This window comes from Streptomyces sp. NPDC059909 (assembly GCF_042730885.1).
Lineage (GTDB): Bacteria > Actinomycetota > Actinomycetes > Streptomycetales > Streptomycetaceae > Streptomyces.
In genome coordinates, this window is record NZ_JBHWKX010000001.1 from 398,442 (window position 1) to 413,642 (window position 15,201).

Sequence of the window (15,201 nt, forward strand, 5' to 3'; positions counted from 1 at the left end):
CTTCGCACCGCCGGGGCTCGGCCCACGTGATGCCTCCTGCCCGAGGCGACAGGGGGCGTGCCGTTCGGCGCCTCAGTCTTCCTCGTCGGTTCGTTCCAGAACCAGCCCGACGGACCAGTCCGCCAGCCCGTTGCTGTCCTCCAGGTGCAGATGGCTTCCGTCCGGAACGCCGTCCTCGGCGAGCGTGAGCAGATGGCCGGCGAGCGTTCTGAGGCCGGGGGCGTTGGCCTCGATCACGATCTCGCCACCAAGATCCCGGACCTTGATCCACACATCGTCCTCCCAGGCGAAGACCTGCGCGACGCCATCGGTCACGACCGTGACCCGGGTGCTCTCGGACGGGATGCCGTCGGCTTCGGAAGTCATGGCGGACATCATGCCGGTCGGCGCACACGACTCCCGAGGCCCCTCGTGTCTCGTGCACCGCTGCTGTGGCTTCGGCCCAGGATGCCAACGCGTGGGCTCCGGAGCCGTCAGTTCGCCTGCGCCCGTCGAACTCTGCCGGCCCGGCGTGGGTGATCGCTCGTATCACTCGTTCTGCTGCGCATCTTGGGCAGGGTTACGACTGTGATGTCCAGAATTGGCCCCACGAAGTGTTGTGTCTCCTCACAGGGGTGAAAGACGGATGCCGACGTACGTCACGTTGCTGAACTGGACCGATCAGGGGATCCGGGGCTACAAGGACACCACGCAGCGCGCCGAGGCCTTCGCCGCAGCGGCACAGAAGCTCGGGGCGAAGCTCCTGAACATCTACTGGACCGTCGGTCCGTACGACCTCGTCGCCGTCGTCGAGGCGCCCGACGAGGAGACCGCCACTGCGGTGCTCTTGCAGCTCGGCGGGGTGGGCAACGTCCGTACCACGACCCTGCGGGCCTTCGACCGGGAGGAGATGGGCCGCATCATCGCCAAGGCCACTGGCTGAGGACTTTCACACACCACCACGCCTGAACATGTCCGTCGGAACGCTGCGCCACGAGACGCCCGGACCGGTCCGGGACAACAACGGCCCGCACGCGGCGGGAGGCGAGATGGCCGGTCGGCGGGAGCGGTCGTGGCGGGAGGCCGGGAGGCCAGGAGGCCGCTCCATCGGCTTGGCGCCGGTGATGTGACGGATGACGTCGGCGGTGAGCCGGCGCAGCAGGTCTTGTCTTCGGGGTCAGCCCGATGGCGTTTCCGATTGCCGACGGGACCGTGAAGATCCGCCGGCAGTGCGCGGCCCCGTCCGGGTGAGCGCGACGTCCACCACCCGCTCGTCGTCTGCGCGCCGCTCCCGCTCGAGCAGCCCCACGGCGCCGAGCAGGGGCCGGTGGACGCCGGTGACGGCAGGGCTCACCGGCGTCGCAGGGTACGGGTGCGCGGCTGTCGTCGTCGCTCATGGCTGCTTCCTTTCCTTGATCGCCGGGTTGGTCGCCCGGGAGACATTGCCGCAGCATCTTCCATGCAAGCAACCACCTCGCTCTCGATTAACTTGTGGACAAGTCAATCGTTCACTATGTTTCTCGGTGTCGCCCCGGGCAGGAAGGTCCGGGGCGGCCAACCGGCCCAGCCTCACCCTCCGCATCCCAAGGGGAGTCACCATGAACCTCAAGACCGTCTTCCGTCCCACCCGCAAGCGCACCGCCGTGCTGGGCGCCGTCGCCGGCGTCGCGGCACTCGCCCTGACGACCACGGCTCCGGCCAACGCCGCCAAGGCCGAGCGCCGCCCGTCGGAGAAGAAGCCCACGGTGGTGCTGGTGCACGGTGCTTTCGCGGACTCCTCCAGCTGGAACGGGGTGGTCAAGCGCCTGCAGCGGGCGGGGTATCCGGTCGTCGCTCCCGCCAACCCGCTGCGCGGGCTGACCAGTGACGCCGAGTACGTCCACAGCGTGCTGAAGAGCGTGCACGGACCGGTCGTGCTCGTCGGCCACTCCTACGGCGGCGCCGTGATCAGCGAGGCTGCCGCCGACGACCCACAGGTCAAGGCGCTGGTCTACATCGCCGCCTTCACCCCCGAGAAGGGCGAGAGCGCGCTGGAACTGTCCAGCAAGTTCCCCGGGAGCACTCTCGGCCCCACCCTCAACTCCGTGCCCTTCCCGCTCCCCGGCGGTGGCACCGGCACCGACCTGTACATCAACGCCGACAAGTTCCACGACCAGTTCGCCGCCGACGTGCCGACGTCGGTCACCGACCTGATGGCCGCCACCCAGCGCCCCGTGGCCGCCTCGGCCCTGGAGGAGAAGGCCACCAAGGCCGCCTGGAAGACCATCCCTTCCTGGAGCCTCGTCGCCACCGAGGACTACAACATCCCGCCGGCCGCGCAGCGCTTCATGGCCCAGCGGGCCGGCTCGCACACCGTCGAGGTCAAGGCGTCCCACGCGGTCTCGGTCTCCCGCCCGGGCGCCGTCACCCGCGTGATCGAGCAGGCCGCCCAGGCCACCGCCCGCTGACCCCGGCACGCCCTGGCGCTATTGACCGCTGCTCACCGCTCCGAAGGGCACGGACGGGGCACGGGTCGGTGGGGGTTCGAGCGGCAGCCACTTCTGTGGGCCGTCCGTGGGTACGGGAGCCCACGTCTGCTTGTGCCTGCCGCCAGATCACCCACACCACGCTGAATAGTCACCAGGGCCAGGACGTACGGACGTGTCTCAGCGGCACCGAGGGGAACGACCGATGGACAGCGAAGGACATCCGCATCGGAGGGCTTTGCTTGCCTGCGGTCTCGCGGTCGCCGCGGGCGCGCTGACGGCGTGCTCATCGACGAGCGCCTCCCTGGGGGCGCCGACCGCCCCGACGACGGATGCGCGGCCGACCACGCCGGAGGCAGCCTTCGCGAGACTGGTGGACGGAAACAAGCGTTGGGTGAGCGGAGACCTCCGGCATCCCGACCGGGATCCGGACCGGCGCCAGCTCGTAGCCGAGAAGCAGGAACCGTACGGGGTGATCCTCTCGTGCATCGACTCCCGGGTGCCGCCTGAACTCCTCTTCGACACCGGGCTGGGTGACCTCTACGTCATGCGCACGGGCGGGCAGGCGGTCGGCCCGGTGGTCATTGGTTCCGTGGAGTACGGGCCCATGACGAGTGGCACCCCGCTGATCGTGGTCCTCGGGCATCAGCGTTGCGGCGCCGTCGAGGCGGCGTACAAGTCCATGCGTGACGGCGAACCGCTGTCCGGCAACCTGGAGGCGATCGCCAAGGCTCTGCGGCCGGCGTACGAGCAGGCGGTCGAGGAAGGCGGTGCCGACCCGGTCGAGACCATGGCCCGCGCCCAGGTCGAGCAGACCGCGGCCGACCTACGCTCCAACCAGGACCTCGCCCCTCTCGTGAAGAAGGGCGCCCTTGCCGTGGTCGGCGCCTACTACTCGCTCGACACCGGCCGGGTGGAAGTCCTGACCGGCGCGCCCTCCTGAACCGGTCGGATGACCGGGGCACCCCGGGAGCCGGCCTCGACTCACCCATTCGGAGTAGCGTGCCGCGCTTCGAGTCGCACTTCACCCGTTCGGAGGGGTCAATGGTGAGGAGCAGGCACCGGACAGCGGATGCACCGGACCTGCGGATTCACCGAACAGGCAGGTCCGTCGGACTCCCGGACCCACTGGACAGGACGGGTCCCGGACCACTCCTCACCTCGAGGGGCTGATGCGATGGGAACTGTTGGCTCCACCGATGCCCTCATGGACCTTCACACCGGTGACCCCTACCCGGTCTATGAGCGCCTGCGCGAGACGGAACCGGTGTACCGGATCCGGGAGGGCGCATATCTGCTGTCCCGCTACCAGGACTGCCTTCGCGTCCTGGCCGATCGTGAGAGCTTCCTGGCGCCGGGCGGCCCCGGGTCTTCCGTCGGTACGGCGGACCGGCCGGCGCCCGTGCTGTCCCGCGTCATGAGTTCACAGAACCCGCCACGGCACACCAGGATGCGTGCCGCGGTGGCCCGGCGGTTCGTCGAGCATGTCCGAGGCCGGCAGACCTGGATCAGCGGGCGCTGCGACCAACTCCTCGACCCCGTTGTGGAGTCCCTCAGGGACGGCGCGACCGACATGAGCGGGCTCGCCGAGGCGCTTCCCCGCGACACGATCATGCACATCCTGGGCCTGCCGCAGGACGATCGACTCCTCGTGTCGACACTGGTCGCAGGCATCTTCCCCACCTCCGGGCCGTTGCCGGACCCGGACAGCGGCGGCGCCGCGGCGATGCAGCGGCTCACCGCCTACCTGCAGGAGGAAGTGGTTCGACGGCGCCGCAGGCCCGGTGATGATCTGATGTCCGAAATGGTCCGGGCGCACACCCGCCGTGCCGGTGCCCTGCCCCATGACGAACTCATCGGCATTCTCACGGGACTCGTCGTCGCCGGGTACCCGCAGATCGCCGCGGGTATCGAGACCGGCATCGTCCTGATGAGCCGCCACCCGCAGCAGGCGACGTTCCTGGACGGCCCTGCCACCACCCGGCTGTTCATCGACGAGGTGCTCCGCTACGACGCTCCGGTGCAGTTCACCCCCGCACCCAGGATCCCCGCGAGAACGGTCGTCATCAGCGGGGTGCCGGTGCCGGAGGGCGCACACGTCTGGGCGGCGCTCAGTGCCGCCAACCGGGATCCCGGCGTGTTCCCCGAGCCCAACGAGTTCCGTCCGGGGCGAGGCGGACCACGCCATCTGAGTTTCGGCGGCGGTGCGCACTACTGCCTCGGCGCGGAACTGGTGCACCTGGAGATGTCGATGCTGCTGCGGCGGCTCCGGCAGCGGGCTCCGGATCTCATGCCGGCACGATCGCCCGTCCAGCGACTCGGGCGGCTGCGCGGGTTCACCTCTGTTCCCGTCATACGCCCGGAAAGGGAGTCATGATGAGCGCCAGAGATGTCAGCGAACACGCCGACGGCGTCCATGTGTTCATGGAGAGTGCCGCCTGTGCCGCGTTCCTCGACGCCGCCGTCCGCGTCTACGGGACGGTCAGGCCCGGCTTGCCGTATGCGTGCTTCGGCGTGCTGGTGGGCAGCGTTCGCGACCACACCGCCCGCATCGAGCGGGTCGCCTTCGGCCGTAACGTCCGGGCGAGGGACACCGCGGCCCTGGGAGAGTTCTCGGAGTCCATCGTTCCCTGCTTCGGAACGGCCTACGAGAACCCCCATCGCGGATACTGGTGCGACTCCGCCGACCTGCTCCGCATCATGCGGGATGCCGAAGCCGCCGGACTCGAGATTCTCGGTTCGGTACACCTCCACCCCGACTGGCACAACATCGACTCTCCCGGCGGCACCGGTGCGCCACTGAGCGAGCATCCGACGAAGATGGACACCTACGTCTTCGCCAGCACCGGCTGGCCGGTCAATCTGATCTGCTACCTGGAGCGCCGGAACGGCTGCATCTATCACTCGTGGGGCGCATGGAGTCCATGCGCCGCAGACCCCTCCACCCCCCACTGCGACGCACTGCCAGTGCGCCTGGCCCTGCCCACTGCCGGATGAGTTCACGGGACGCAGACGATCCTGCCGCACATGGAGGTCCCATGAATGCCGACCAGACCGACACCGCTGTCTCCTGCCCTGCGCCGGCCGCACACACGGCCGCGGAGGGTGCTGGCGACCTCATGCACCAGAAGGGCTTTGTCAGCGCCCCGTACGCGCTGCTCGCCCAGCTCCGGTCCGAGAGGCCCGTACGGCGTGTGACGTTCGCCGGTGTTCCCGTATGGCTGGTCACGCGCCACGAGGACATCCGCACGGTGAGCAGGGATCCACGGCTGAGCAACGATCCGCGGCGCGCCGGCAGGGCGGTGCGGGCCGCTCCCTGGGTCTTCGCCAACGAGACGTACACCGTCACGCGGAACATGCTCCGCTGCGATCCCCCGGACCACACAAGACTGCGGGCGCTGGTGGCAGGGGAGTTCACGCCAGGCCGGATCGACGCCCTGTGTCCGAGAATCCAGGAGATCACCGATGATCTCGTGTCCGCGTTCCTTCCGCTGGGGCGCTGCGACGTCATCTCCGACTTCGCCAAACGCCTGCCCCTCACGGTCATTTCGGAGGTACTGGGCGTGCCCACCGAGGGTCGGGACACCTTCGCCCGGCTGGCGACCGTCTACGTGGAGATGAGCGAGGGCGACCACGGGCGAACGCCTCAGGCGGCCTCGGGCATGCGGGACTACCTCGCCGGGCTGCTCAAGGCCAGGAGGGAGTCCGCGGCCGATGCCGGGGACCTGCTGGGGCGGCTTCTTGCGGCCGGTCACGAGGAGGACGAGCTGATCAGCATGTCCTTCCTCCTCCTGGTGGCGGGCTTCGAGACGACCGCCAACCTCATCGGCAGCGGGGTGCTGGCGCTGCTGGAACACCCCGGGCAGCTGGAGGTGCTCCGGAGGGAGCCGTCCCTGATGGAGCAGGCGATCGAGGAGATGCTGCGCTACAACGGCCCCATCAAGATGGCGCCCGTACTGCGGTTCACGACCTGCGACATACGGATCGGGGACGTCACCGTCCCCGGTGGCGGGGAGGCCGTGCTGCTGTCCTACGGCGCGGGCAACCGCGATCCGGACCGCTTCGCCGAACCCGACCGCTTCGACATCCTCCGCGACAGCCGAGGGCACCTCGGTTTCGGACACGGGGTTCACCACTGCCTGGGCGCGCCGCTCGGGAGAGCGGAGGCCACGATCGCGCTCCGCACCCTTCTGGAGCGGTGCGACGAACTGGCTCTCGCGGTCGGTCCCTCCGAACTGACCTGGGGACACAGCCGGTTCATGCGCGGACTGACCAGCCTGCCGGTCACCTTCCGGCCCGCTGTGCAAAGGCCCTGCTCATGACGACGCCACGGCCCCGCGCACTCGTGACCGGAGCCTCCCGCGGCATCGGCGCGGCCATCGCGCGCGCGCTCGCACCCACCCACGACGTGCTCCTCGGCGGCCGGGACCCCCGGTCCCTCGAGGCACTCGCACGCGAGTTGCCGGGGCGGGCCCGCCCATGGGTGGCCGACCTGTCGCACCCTGACGGACTCGCCGAGGCCACAGCGGGCGTCGACCGTCTGGACGTGCTGGTGCACAACGCGGCCGTCGCCGAGCCCGGCACGATCGCCCGTACCCCGCTGGACGTGTGGCAGCGGGTCTTCGCGGTCAATCTCTTCTCGGCCGCGGAACTCACTCGTCTGCTCCTGCCGTCCCTCCGCCACAGCCGAGGTCACGTGGTACTGATCAACGCGGGATCCGGGCTCCGGATCACGTCGAACCGCGGCCCTTACGTCGCCAGCAAGCACGCCTTGCGCGGGTTCGCGGACGCCCTGCGAACCGAGGAGAAACTCAACGGAGTCCGAGTGACCTCCATCCATCCGGGCCCGACCGACACCGATCTGCAGCGCAGCGCGGCCGAACGTGCGGGCCGCGAGTACCACCCGGACCAGTTCCTACGACCGGAGTCGGTGGCCGCTGTCGTGCTGAACGCGGTACTGGCGCCCTCGGACGCGACGGTGACCGACACCGTCATCGACCGCTGAGCCGGAGCGCTCGGTGGGTCGTGGTGCGGACGAATCCGTGCAGCCCGGTCGGTTCCTGGTGCGACGGGGGCTTGTCGCCGGGGCCGATCGGTGGGAGACCGCGGCGCCTGGACGTGCGTGTCGCGGTGGATGCTCCGGGGTGGGACGCTCGCGCCGTCGACGTGACCGTTGGATGGCCGGGCAGGTCACCCGTTGGACCCGCCGACGCTGAACAGGCTGGGGGGCCTGCCCACCCCTCACCCGTTGCAACCCCCTCCGGCACATCGGCAGCCGGAGCGTGATGGGTCCCACAGGTATGGGACCTGATCAGCTTCGCGCCATCATGATGAGCGATGTCGGCACAGCGCTCATGCCGCTCACGGCGAAGAAGCCGCCCACGACACGCACGAAGCCTTGAGGTACCGATCGCGCTTGCTCCTGCTGTCGATGCCCAGCGGTCCGGTCCCGGAGCTCCGGGCTCAGGGCCGGCGGCCAAGAGCTGCGCCGAGCGCCGCGATCCAGACCAGCAGCAGGGGCAGTGATATGAACGCCATCGGGGTCAGGGCGGTGGACAGCAGCAGGTAGCCGATGCCGGAAGCGGTGATCGTGGCGGCGAGGGCCCAGCCGGTGACGGCCTCCCAGCGCCGCAGCAGTGTGCCGTGCCGCGAGGCCACGCAGGCAGCGGCGGCGAGCGCGGCGAGCGCGAACATCTTGACGCCGTCCACGCGCTGGACCGCCTCGAACAGCGCGCCGGTCCTGCCCGGTGACGCCGGATCGGCTCCGGACACGGCGATCAGCTCCAGGACGAGTTGTACGAACGCGAGTGCGGCCGCAGCCGTCCCGGTCCATCCGGCGAAGCGAGCCGCAGCGACGCCGGTGCGGCGGGCCCAGCCGAGCAGTCCGGATCCGACGGCCGCAAGGCCGACGGCCGCCACACCGTGCACGAGCAGCGCCTGGGCGATCGCCTGGAGGGGCCGGTCGGCGTACGCGATCGCGATCCGGGCGTGTGTGTCACCGACTTCGGGCGTGGCGCCCCATGCGGCAGTGAGCCCGAGGATCCACGCCGCGGCGTGTGTGTATCCGGCGGCGCGGGAGGCGGTGCCGGTAGCCGGCCCCGTAGCGATCGTGGTCATGCGGTGTCTCCCTGGGTTTTGTCGTGGATGGCCTGGGCGAACGCCTCGCAGCCGGTGCGCCAAGCGGCGTCCAGGTCTGCGCCGGGCGGGAAACGGCCGTCGAGTTCGAGCACGACCATGCCGTGCGCGAATGCCCAGAGTGAGCGGGCGATGTCGACGTCGCCGTGCGCCGCGCGGACCAGCGGCATCGCCGCACGGTCCTCGAGCCCTTCGGGCAGTGCGGTGCGAGCGAGTGGCCGGGCGTGGGTGATGCGGTAGAGATGCGGGTTGGCGAGGGCGTGCCGCCGGTAGGCACGGGCGAGCGCAAGCAGGGGCGGTTCGACGCCGGTCTCGGCTTCGGCGGCCTCCAGTTCCTGCGCCAGCTGGGCCATGCCCTGCGCCTGGAGCGCGGCCTCGACAGCGGCCTTGTCGGGAAAATGCTTGTACAGGGACGGTGCCCGGATGCCGACGCGCTCGGCGATGCGCCGCATCGACAACGCGTCCGGCCCTTCGGCGTCGAGCAGTTCCCGTGCGGCGGCCGTGATCTGCTGCGCGCGGTCAGCCACGGCGCGCCGTCCGTGCGATCGCGATGCCGGTGGGCCGGCCGGGTCCGGCGACCGGCATCCGCACGGTAGGCGGGGCCGGGAATGCGGCGGGCACGCCGCAAGGGGCTCCCGCGGTGCGCTCCGCACGGTGCCGCGGGAACAGGTCCGGTCCGGCGAGGAACGCGAGCACGACAGCGGCCGGCGGGCCGTGCGGCGCATCCCTGGGGACCGCGAACGCCCCGGGGAGGAGGGCGGGTGCCTGCCATGCGCCCCGCAGGGGCAGGGGCGGGACACCGTTGCGCAGGGTGCTGGTGGTGGTGATCACGGCGGCCTTTCCGAGGCGAAACCGATCGCTTGGGCTAACGGTGTTAGCCATATGGCTTTACGTTACGGCTAACGGCGTTAGCCGTCAAGTCTGGAGGGTGTCCGGCTCCGACGTGTCGAGCCTGATCGCCGAGGGTCTGCTCGACGAGCTCCACCTCCCAGACACAGGTCACTCGGGAGGTGTCCCAGCTGTCCGACTCCGATTCCCAGCGAGGTGAACGTCATGCGTGAGCGGTATCTCTCCGTCGCGGAGGTCGCTGAAGTCCTCGGAACCGCCGAGCGTTTCCCCGACGGCCCGTTGCGGAGCGGCGCATCACCTTCGTGAAGGCCGGACGTACGCCGTCGCCCCTGGTTCCACGGCCACCGAAACGTTCCTGGGCGGCATGGAGCACGCCCCCGCCGAGGTCGTCGCCGAGTTCAACTCCTTGGGCCCGATGAACCGCCTCGGCCGGCCGCTGGGAATCGCCAAGTGGGCGTCCCACGCGGCCGGCCGAGCCGCCGTATCCGTGTCGCCCCGCCGCGGTGACCACGGGGACGTGGACTCCTTGGAGCACCAGCAGAACGGCTGCGCCTCACCCGGGATCGATCCGCTGTCGACCGTGGTTCACCGCTCATTCCGGTGCCCTTCCGCCAGGCGTGCGGGAACTGCGGTGCGGGGAAGTTCAACGCTGCTCTACGATCGCTCGGCCTGCGTCGGCCGGCAACTGCAGACCCGCAGCACTGGCCCGAAAGCACCGACGTGCCGACGCACATCAATGGGAGGGGATCACAACACATGCAGAACCGTTCTCTGCGGGGGGTGGCGACGCTCGTCGGCCTCGTGCTCGCCGGCTCCGGCCTGGCCACCGTGAACGCCGCTCCGGCGGCCGCGGGCGCGTACGACTGCCCGGCGGGCTACTGGTGCGGCTGGTCGGGCGAGAGCGCGACCGGGCAGATGTACAAGACGAACAAGAGCGTCGCGGACCTGGGCAGCTGGGACAACAAGATCCGCTCGTACGTCAACCGGACAACGTCGATCGCCTGCGTCTACGAGGACAAGAACTACGAGCCGTGGGGCGGCTACTTCCCCGCGGATCCCGCCGGCCCCGGCGAGTACCACTCGTACCCGACCGCGACGACCAGCTCGGTCAAGTTCGTCCGCACCGAGCGCGAGTGCAGCCAGCCCGCCTACCCGCACTGGTACTCCGAGACCTCCCCCAAGGCCTTGGGCTTCGGTGACATGAACGGCGACCGCAAGGCCGACGTCATCGCCCGCGACAAGGCCGGCCGGCTGTGGTTCACGCCAGGCGACGGCACCGGCCGGCTCATCGGCACGGGCGGCTGGAACGGCATGAACGCTCTCACCCGGCACGGCGACTTCAGTCGTGACGGCCGCGAGGACCTCATTGCCGGCGAGGCGTCCACGGGCAAGCTGTGGCTCTACCCGGGCACCGGGACCGGCTCCCTCGGCACCCGCAAGCTGATCGGCACGGGCGGCTGGAACGGCATGCGCAACATCACCGCCTTCGGCGACCTGACCGGTGACGGCCGCTCCGACCTGATCGCGGTCGAGAAGGCCACGGGCAAGCTGTACCTGTACCCGGGCACCTCCACCGGCACGCTCGGCTCGCGCAAGCTGATCGGCACGGGCGGCTGGAACGCCATGAACGCACTCGTCGGCGTGGGCGACATGAACGGCGACGGCCGCCCCGACATCTACGCGCGCGAGGCGGCCACCGGCAAGCTGTGGCTCTACCCGGGCCGCTCCGCCGCCCTCGGCGGGCGCGTCCTGGCAGGCAATGGCGGCTGGAACGCCATGGCCAACCTCATTGCGACCGGCGACTTCTCCGGCGACGGGCGTCCCGATCTCGCCGCCGTGACCAACGAGAAGTACGTGATCGACGGCTACTCGGGCCACCTCGGCTGGCTGGTCACCTACCGGGGACTGGGCAACGGCCTCCTGTCGGGCGGCGAGCGGACCGACGGCGAGTGGTGGGGCCTCAACGGCTTCTGCTAGGCCCCGGTCGGCTTCTGCCGAGCCCGTGATCTCAGGGGGTGTCCGGTGGATCTTGCTGCGATGGTCCACTGGTGCACGCTCGCTTGTCCGCCGACCACCGGCGGGTCTCCACGTCTCCGGGAGATCCGCCGGTGGCTGTTCATGGTCGGCCTGCTGTCGGCATCACCATCCGTGGTCGTCGCCGCCCCAATCATCGTCGTCGTCATCGTTGTCGCGGCCGAATATCTGGCCAACAGGACATCAAATGATCAACGTGGCGTTCCGATGGCGGCCGTCGTCCGGCACCGCGCTGACCTTCTCGAACACTTGGTGTACGGCTGGCCTTAGGCCCGCGCCGCCGCCGTGGTCGCACTCTCGGCCGCCGCCGGCTGGAGCGCTCCAACCTGACCGTGCCGTCTGCCGCCGGGAAGGGCGCCTCCGTCGGCAGCGTCGGCGACGCGTTGGGACAACGCCCTGGTTGGCGTGGTCGGTGCCGTCGAGGGTGAAACAGCGCAAGGCTGCGAACTGGGCCTCGATGCGGTTCAGCCAGGAGCTGCTGGTCGGGGTGCAGGCGATCTCGACGTTGTTGGCCTCTGCCCAGACGGCGACGCGGCGGCACCGCTCGGTGGTCAGGTGCGGGGAGTAGTTGTCGCACACGATCGCCAGGCGGACTGCCGGTGGGAGTCGGCAGCGGTTGCCGCCACGTACCGGACAGTTCCGTGATGGCGGTCGGCTTCCCCAGGTCGGTCAACTCTTTCCCGACGGGTCCGTGCGGGTGGCGACCGAAGGAGTGCTTATGGTGGCCCGCTCTATCGGCCGTGACCTGCGAAAATGGCTCATGGGCGAATGCGGCCCCCCTGGGCGCCGGAGCGGGCTGGGCGAGAGTGTGACTTTCTGTGAGGGACAGCTGCGCACCTCACTCAGGAGACAGCCGAGCCATGTTCGAGCCCCGCCCGTTTGACGACGACCGGCCGATGACGGCTCCAACTGGGTGCTCCGGCCGGCGCCGTGCCAGTGCCCGGTCGCTGCCCGCACTCATCGTTCTCGTCATCGGAGGACTCTTCGTCTTTTCCACCTCCACAACGGCCGCCGCACCCGGAACACCGAGGCGAGCGATGGAATCGACCACCTCGACCAGTTCGAACGCGTCGAAGACGTCGACCAGCTCGACCTGTGAGGAAGCCAGACCCACCAAAGTGGGCACCGAGAGGAACGACGTCATCTTCGGGACCCCCGGCAACGATGTGATCTTCGCGCTCGGAGGCAATGACACGGTCTACGGGATCGGGGGGAACGACCTCATCTGCGGTGGCTCGGGCAACGACACTCTCAACGGTGACAGGGACAACGATCAGCTCTTCGGTGGCTCGGGCGACGACCAGCTCTTCGGCGGCTGGGACAACGACGAACTTGGTGGTGAATCGGGCAACGACGAGCTCCGCGGTGAAACAGGCAACGACGAGCTTTCCGGTGGCTCGGGCAACGACCGGCTCTCCGGTTTCCTGGGCAACGACGCTTTGTTCGGTGGAAGGGGCAACGACGAGCTCCGCGGTGGAAGGGGCAACGACGAACTCTTCGGTAACGCGGGTAACGACCATCTCTTCGGGGAAGCCGACGATGACGACCTGGACGGCGGATCAGGCACGAACCGCAACAATGGCGGATCCGGAATCAACACCTGCGTCGACCCAAGCAATGGCCCCGGCTGCAACGACTGAACCCGGCCGCGCCCGGAACGCCCGACCAATGCGGCACGGAGGCGCTGTTCGGTGTTGAACACGGTCTCCCGCTGGTCGCTATCGCCGAAGCCGTCGCTGCCAAGTCCAACAGCCGGCTGCCTTCGGAGTCGATCACCACACAGTGGTGGTGGGTCTTGCCTGTATCCACTCCCGCCCATACCTGCGGCACGGCCACTCCCGCGAGTTCGACGCTGATGTGTTTGCCCTCAACGACCTCGCCGGCCTGGCCCTACACAGCGATGAGTTCGTACGTCCTGATCAGCGGCCGAGTCGTTGGTGGGCGCCAGGCGGCCTTGTGTGGTGCGGTCACTGAGCGTCAGAAGCCGTCTCTCAACCGAACGTGATCGTTTGATTCTTGCTGATCAGGCATGGTTTCGCTCGGGGTGAGGGAGGGATGCGGCGTCTTGTGTCCGCTTCATGACCGAGGGGTGCGCGGTGGCGTCGGTGCTGGGAATGCTGGAGGAGCGGGAAACGGCTGCCCGTGTGCGGGTGGAGGGCCTGCAGGAAGAAGTCGCGCGGCTGGTTGTGGTGTTGGAGGCCGCGGAGCTCGAGCTCGACCGACGAGTGATCGCGCGGGAGGAGCTGGTCGAGGCCCTGGCTGTGTCCGCGGCCGAGACGACTGCCGTGACCGAGGCCGAGGCGGAACAGGAAACGATGCCATCGACCGTGCCGGTGCCGGGCTCGACGGTGCCGTCCTGGCGGGACGGGCTGCCGGTGACGGTGCTGGCGCCGGACTACCAGCGGATTCTGGGCGTGGTGGAGGAGCGGCGATCAGCGGGCATGGGACCGCTCAAGGCCAAGGAGATCGCGGTGGGGCTGGGCCTTGGGACGACGCCGGCGAAGGTCGAGGGGGTGCGCTCGAAGGCCAGGCGCCTGGCAGAGCGCGGGTGGCTCCTGCAGGAGACGTCGGGGATGTTCAGTGCCGGCCGGCGGCCGGTGGCCGTGCCAGACGCCGGCCCATCCGCGTGACCATCGACCACCGGATCATCGCCTCGCTGGAAGCGGGCAGAGTCTCGTAATCACGGGCCAGACGGCGGGAGTTCATCAGCCACGCGAACGTGCGCTCTGCCACCCAGCGTCTGGGGAGCACCACGAACCCTGTCATGTCGTCGGTGCGCTTGACGATCTCCAAGGTCAGGGCGAGTTTGTCCCGGCGCCAGCCAACGAGGGAGCCGGTGTAGCCGCCGTCGGCCCAGACGAGGGTGATGTCGCGGTGCAGACGGCGCAGCCGGGTCAGCAGGCCCGTGGCGGCGTCCCGGTCGCCGATGTTCGCGGCGGTGACCGCGACGACCAGGAGCAGGCCGAGGCAGTCGGTCACGATGTGCCGTTTGCGCCCGGGCACCTTCTTCCCGCCGTCGTAGCCGCGTGAGGAGGCCGGGACTGTCGCGGCGGCCCGCACCGACTGCGCGTCGATGATCCCCGCCGTGGGCTCGGCCTCACGGCCCTCGCGCTCCCGGACCCTCCCGCGCAGCCGGTCATGGAACTCGGCGATCAGCCCGTGCTCGCGCCAGCGGCGGAAGAAGGCGTAAACCCGGCCCCAATCAGGGAAGTCCGCGGGCATCGCCCGCCACGAGATCCCGCCCGCGACCAGGTAGCGGATCGCGTCCAGCATCTGGCGGTGGCAATAGCCCTCGGGCTGCCCGCCTCTGCCCTGGAGCCAGGCCGGCACCGGCAGCAAAGGCCGGATGGCCGCCCACTCTGCGTCCGTCATGTCCGACGGATACCGGCGCACCCGGTCCGGATTGTCGGCCGCGTTGCCGTACACGTGCGCGAGGCAATCACACGACCGTGCAGGCGAGTTGAAGTCAACGGGCATGGGCGCGTACAACAACGACAACAGGGCCTCCGGGAACCGCTCGGAATGGGATCGCACCCCCGAGCTACCAGGAGGCCCTGCCTTCATGCGCGTACGGCCGGAAGATCACCCGACCAGGAACTCCGTTCGACTTGCACGTTCCAAGATCGGTTGAGAGACGGCTTCTTAGCTTGACTCTGTCGGGGATCTTGGAGTCGTCGAGGTCAGCTGCCCAGGCTTCGCCACGACTTCGGCCGGGGGATCTCGCGCCGGTCGAGGTAGT

The 15,201-nt window shown here is 69.5% G+C and carries 16 protein-coding genes and 1 pseudogene; 11 read left to right on the forward strand and 6 right to left on the reverse strand.

Going from position 1 to position 15,201, the window contains the following annotated elements; genetic code table 11:
- Positions 1-72: 72 nt before the first annotated feature.
- Entirely contained in the window at positions 73-366 is a 294-nt protein-coding gene (locus tag ACFV9O_RS01915; RefSeq protein ID WP_385411054.1) for a hypothetical protein, read from the reverse strand.
- A gap of 259 nt (positions 367-625) precedes the next feature.
- On the opposite strand from ACFV9O_RS01915, the gene ACFV9O_RS01920 reads away from it, so the two are divergent.
- The 7 genes from ACFV9O_RS01920 (at position 626) to ACFV9O_RS01950 (ending at position 7,449) form a co-directional block, all read left to right on the forward strand.
- Complete coding sequence (locus ACFV9O_RS01920) at positions 626-922, forward strand: GYD domain-containing protein (RefSeq protein ID WP_385411055.1); 297 nt, start codon at positions 626-628, stop codon at positions 920-922.
- Between the two features lie 655 nt (positions 923-1,577).
- Positions 1,578-2,426 (forward strand): alpha/beta fold hydrolase, encoded by an 849-nt coding sequence (locus tag ACFV9O_RS01925; RefSeq protein ID WP_385411056.1) that lies wholly within the window; start codon positions 1,578-1,580, stop codon positions 2,424-2,426.
- A 412-nt stretch (positions 2,427-2,838) separates the two neighbouring features.
- Entirely contained in the window at positions 2,839-3,387 is a 549-nt protein-coding gene (locus ACFV9O_RS01930; RefSeq protein WP_385411058.1) for a carbonic anhydrase, read from the forward strand.
- Positions 3,388-3,651: 264 nt separating this feature from the next.
- Entirely contained in the window at positions 3,652-4,821 is a 1,170-nt protein-coding gene (locus ACFV9O_RS01935; RefSeq protein ID WP_385411059.1) for a cytochrome P450, read from the forward strand.
- Positions 4,821-5,441 (forward strand): hypothetical protein, encoded by a 621-nt coding sequence (locus tag ACFV9O_RS01940; protein ID WP_385411061.1) that lies wholly within the window; start codon positions 4,821-4,823, stop codon positions 5,439-5,441. The genes ACFV9O_RS01935 and ACFV9O_RS01940 overlap by 1 nt, the downstream gene beginning before the upstream one ends.
- Before the next feature lie 41 nt (positions 5,442-5,482).
- Complete coding sequence (locus ACFV9O_RS01945; protein WP_385411063.1) at positions 5,483-6,766, forward strand: cytochrome P450; 1,284 nt, start codon at positions 5,483-5,485, stop codon at positions 6,764-6,766.
- The gene (locus tag ACFV9O_RS01950) at positions 6,763-7,449 is read left to right on the forward strand and encodes an SDR family oxidoreductase (RefSeq protein ID WP_385411065.1); all 687 of its coding nucleotides are present in this window, start codon (positions 6,763-6,765) and stop codon (positions 7,447-7,449) included. The genes ACFV9O_RS01945 and ACFV9O_RS01950 overlap by 4 nt, the downstream gene beginning before the upstream one ends.
- Positions 7,450-7,907: 458 nt before the next feature.
- Here ACFV9O_RS01950 and ACFV9O_RS01955 read toward each other — a convergent pair whose 3' ends face one another.
- From ACFV9O_RS01955 to ACFV9O_RS01965, 3 genes are read right to left on the reverse strand one after another with little or no spacing between them, the layout of a single operon-like run.
- The gene (locus tag ACFV9O_RS01955; protein ID WP_385411067.1) at positions 7,908-8,561 is read right to left on the reverse strand and encodes a hypothetical protein; all 654 of its coding nucleotides are present in this window, start codon (positions 8,559-8,561) and stop codon (positions 7,908-7,910) included.
- On the reverse strand, positions 8,558-9,106 hold the full coding sequence (locus ACFV9O_RS01960; protein WP_385411069.1) for a TetR/AcrR family transcriptional regulator: 549 nt from the start codon (positions 9,104-9,106) through the stop codon (positions 8,558-8,560). Before ACFV9O_RS01960 ends, ACFV9O_RS01955 begins: the two co-directional genes overlap by 4 nt.
- The gene (locus ACFV9O_RS01965; protein ID WP_385411071.1) at positions 9,099-9,410 is read right to left on the reverse strand and encodes a hypothetical protein; all 312 of its coding nucleotides are present in this window, start codon (positions 9,408-9,410) and stop codon (positions 9,099-9,101) included. Before ACFV9O_RS01965 ends, ACFV9O_RS01960 begins: the two co-directional genes overlap by 8 nt.
- A gap of 774 nt (positions 9,411-10,184) precedes the next feature.
- Here ACFV9O_RS01965 and ACFV9O_RS01970 point away from each other — a divergent pair.
- Together ACFV9O_RS01970 and ACFV9O_RS01975 are read left to right on the forward strand one after the other, a co-directional pair.
- Positions 10,185-11,405, forward strand: a complete 1,221-nt coding sequence (locus ACFV9O_RS01970) for an FG-GAP-like repeat-containing protein (protein WP_385411073.1) — start codon at positions 10,185-10,187, stop codon at positions 11,403-11,405.
- Between the two features lie 45 nt (positions 11,406-11,450).
- A complete protein-coding gene (locus tag ACFV9O_RS01975) occupies positions 11,451-11,732 on the forward strand; it encodes a hypothetical protein (RefSeq protein WP_385411074.1) in 282 nt (93 codons plus the stop codon).
- 129 nt (positions 11,733-11,861) lie between these two features.
- Here the strand turns inward: ACFV9O_RS01975 and ACFV9O_RS01980 are convergent.
- A pseudogene (locus tag ACFV9O_RS01980) lies at positions 11,862-12,065 on the reverse strand (IS630 family transposase); the annotation flags it as partial.
- A 257-nt stretch (positions 12,066-12,322) separates the two neighbouring features.
- Between ACFV9O_RS01980 and ACFV9O_RS01985 the strand changes: the two are divergent.
- The gene (locus ACFV9O_RS01985) at positions 12,323-13,102 is read left to right on the forward strand and encodes a calcium-binding protein (RefSeq protein WP_385411076.1); all 780 of its coding nucleotides are present in this window, start codon (positions 12,323-12,325) and stop codon (positions 13,100-13,102) included.
- A gap of 438 nt (positions 13,103-13,540) precedes the next feature.
- On the forward strand, positions 13,541-14,092 hold the full coding sequence (locus ACFV9O_RS01990) for a hypothetical protein (protein WP_385411078.1): 552 nt from the start codon (positions 13,541-13,543) through the stop codon (positions 14,090-14,092).
- Here ACFV9O_RS01990 and ACFV9O_RS01995 read toward each other — a convergent pair.
- Positions 14,040-14,834 (reverse strand): IS5 family transposase, encoded by a 795-nt coding sequence (locus tag ACFV9O_RS01995; protein WP_385411079.1) that lies wholly within the window; start codon positions 14,832-14,834, stop codon positions 14,040-14,042. The genes ACFV9O_RS01990 and ACFV9O_RS01995 overlap by 53 nt on opposite strands.
- Positions 14,835-15,201 lie beyond the last annotated feature (367 nt).

What these genes read in the sequence shown, in the direction of transcription:
- ACFV9O_RS01985 (WP_385411076.1), top strand. Translation starts at nt 12,323, where the DNA reads ATGTTCGAGCCCCGCCCGTTTGACGACGACCGGCCGATGACGGCTCCA.
- ACFV9O_RS01920 (WP_385411055.1), top strand. Translation starts at nt 626, where the DNA reads ATGCCGACGTACGTCACGTTGCTGAACTGGACCGATCAGGGGATCCGG.
- ACFV9O_RS01995 (WP_385411079.1), bottom strand. Translation starts at nt 14,834, where the DNA reads ATGACGGACGCAGAGTGGGCGGCCATCCGGCCTTTGCTGCCGGTGCCG.
- ACFV9O_RS01940 (WP_385411061.1), top strand. Translation starts at nt 4,821, where the DNA reads ATGAGCGCCAGAGATGTCAGCGAACACGCCGACGGCGTCCATGTGTTC.
- ACFV9O_RS01950 (WP_385411065.1), top strand. Translation starts at nt 6,763, where the DNA reads ATGACGACGCCACGGCCCCGCGCACTCGTGACCGGAGCCTCCCGCGGC.
- ACFV9O_RS01970 (WP_385411073.1), top strand. Translation starts at nt 10,185, where the DNA reads ATGCAGAACCGTTCTCTGCGGGGGGTGGCGACGCTCGTCGGCCTCGTG.
- ACFV9O_RS01915 (WP_385411054.1), bottom strand. Translation starts at nt 366, where the DNA reads ATGACTTCCGAAGCCGACGGCATCCCGTCCGAGAGCACCCGGGTCACG.
- ACFV9O_RS01990 (WP_385411078.1), top strand. Translation starts at nt 13,541, where the DNA reads ATGACCGAGGGGTGCGCGGTGGCGTCGGTGCTGGGAATGCTGGAGGAG.
- ACFV9O_RS01935 (WP_385411059.1), top strand. Translation starts at nt 3,652, where the DNA reads ATGGACCTTCACACCGGTGACCCCTACCCGGTCTATGAGCGCCTGCGC.
- ACFV9O_RS01945 (WP_385411063.1), top strand. Translation starts at nt 5,483, where the DNA reads ATGAATGCCGACCAGACCGACACCGCTGTCTCCTGCCCTGCGCCGGCC.
- ACFV9O_RS01925 (WP_385411056.1), top strand. Translation starts at nt 1,578, where the DNA reads ATGAACCTCAAGACCGTCTTCCGTCCCACCCGCAAGCGCACCGCCGTG.
- ACFV9O_RS01955 (WP_385411067.1), bottom strand. Translation starts at nt 8,561, where the DNA reads ATGACCACGATCGCTACGGGGCCGGCTACCGGCACCGCCTCCCGCGCC.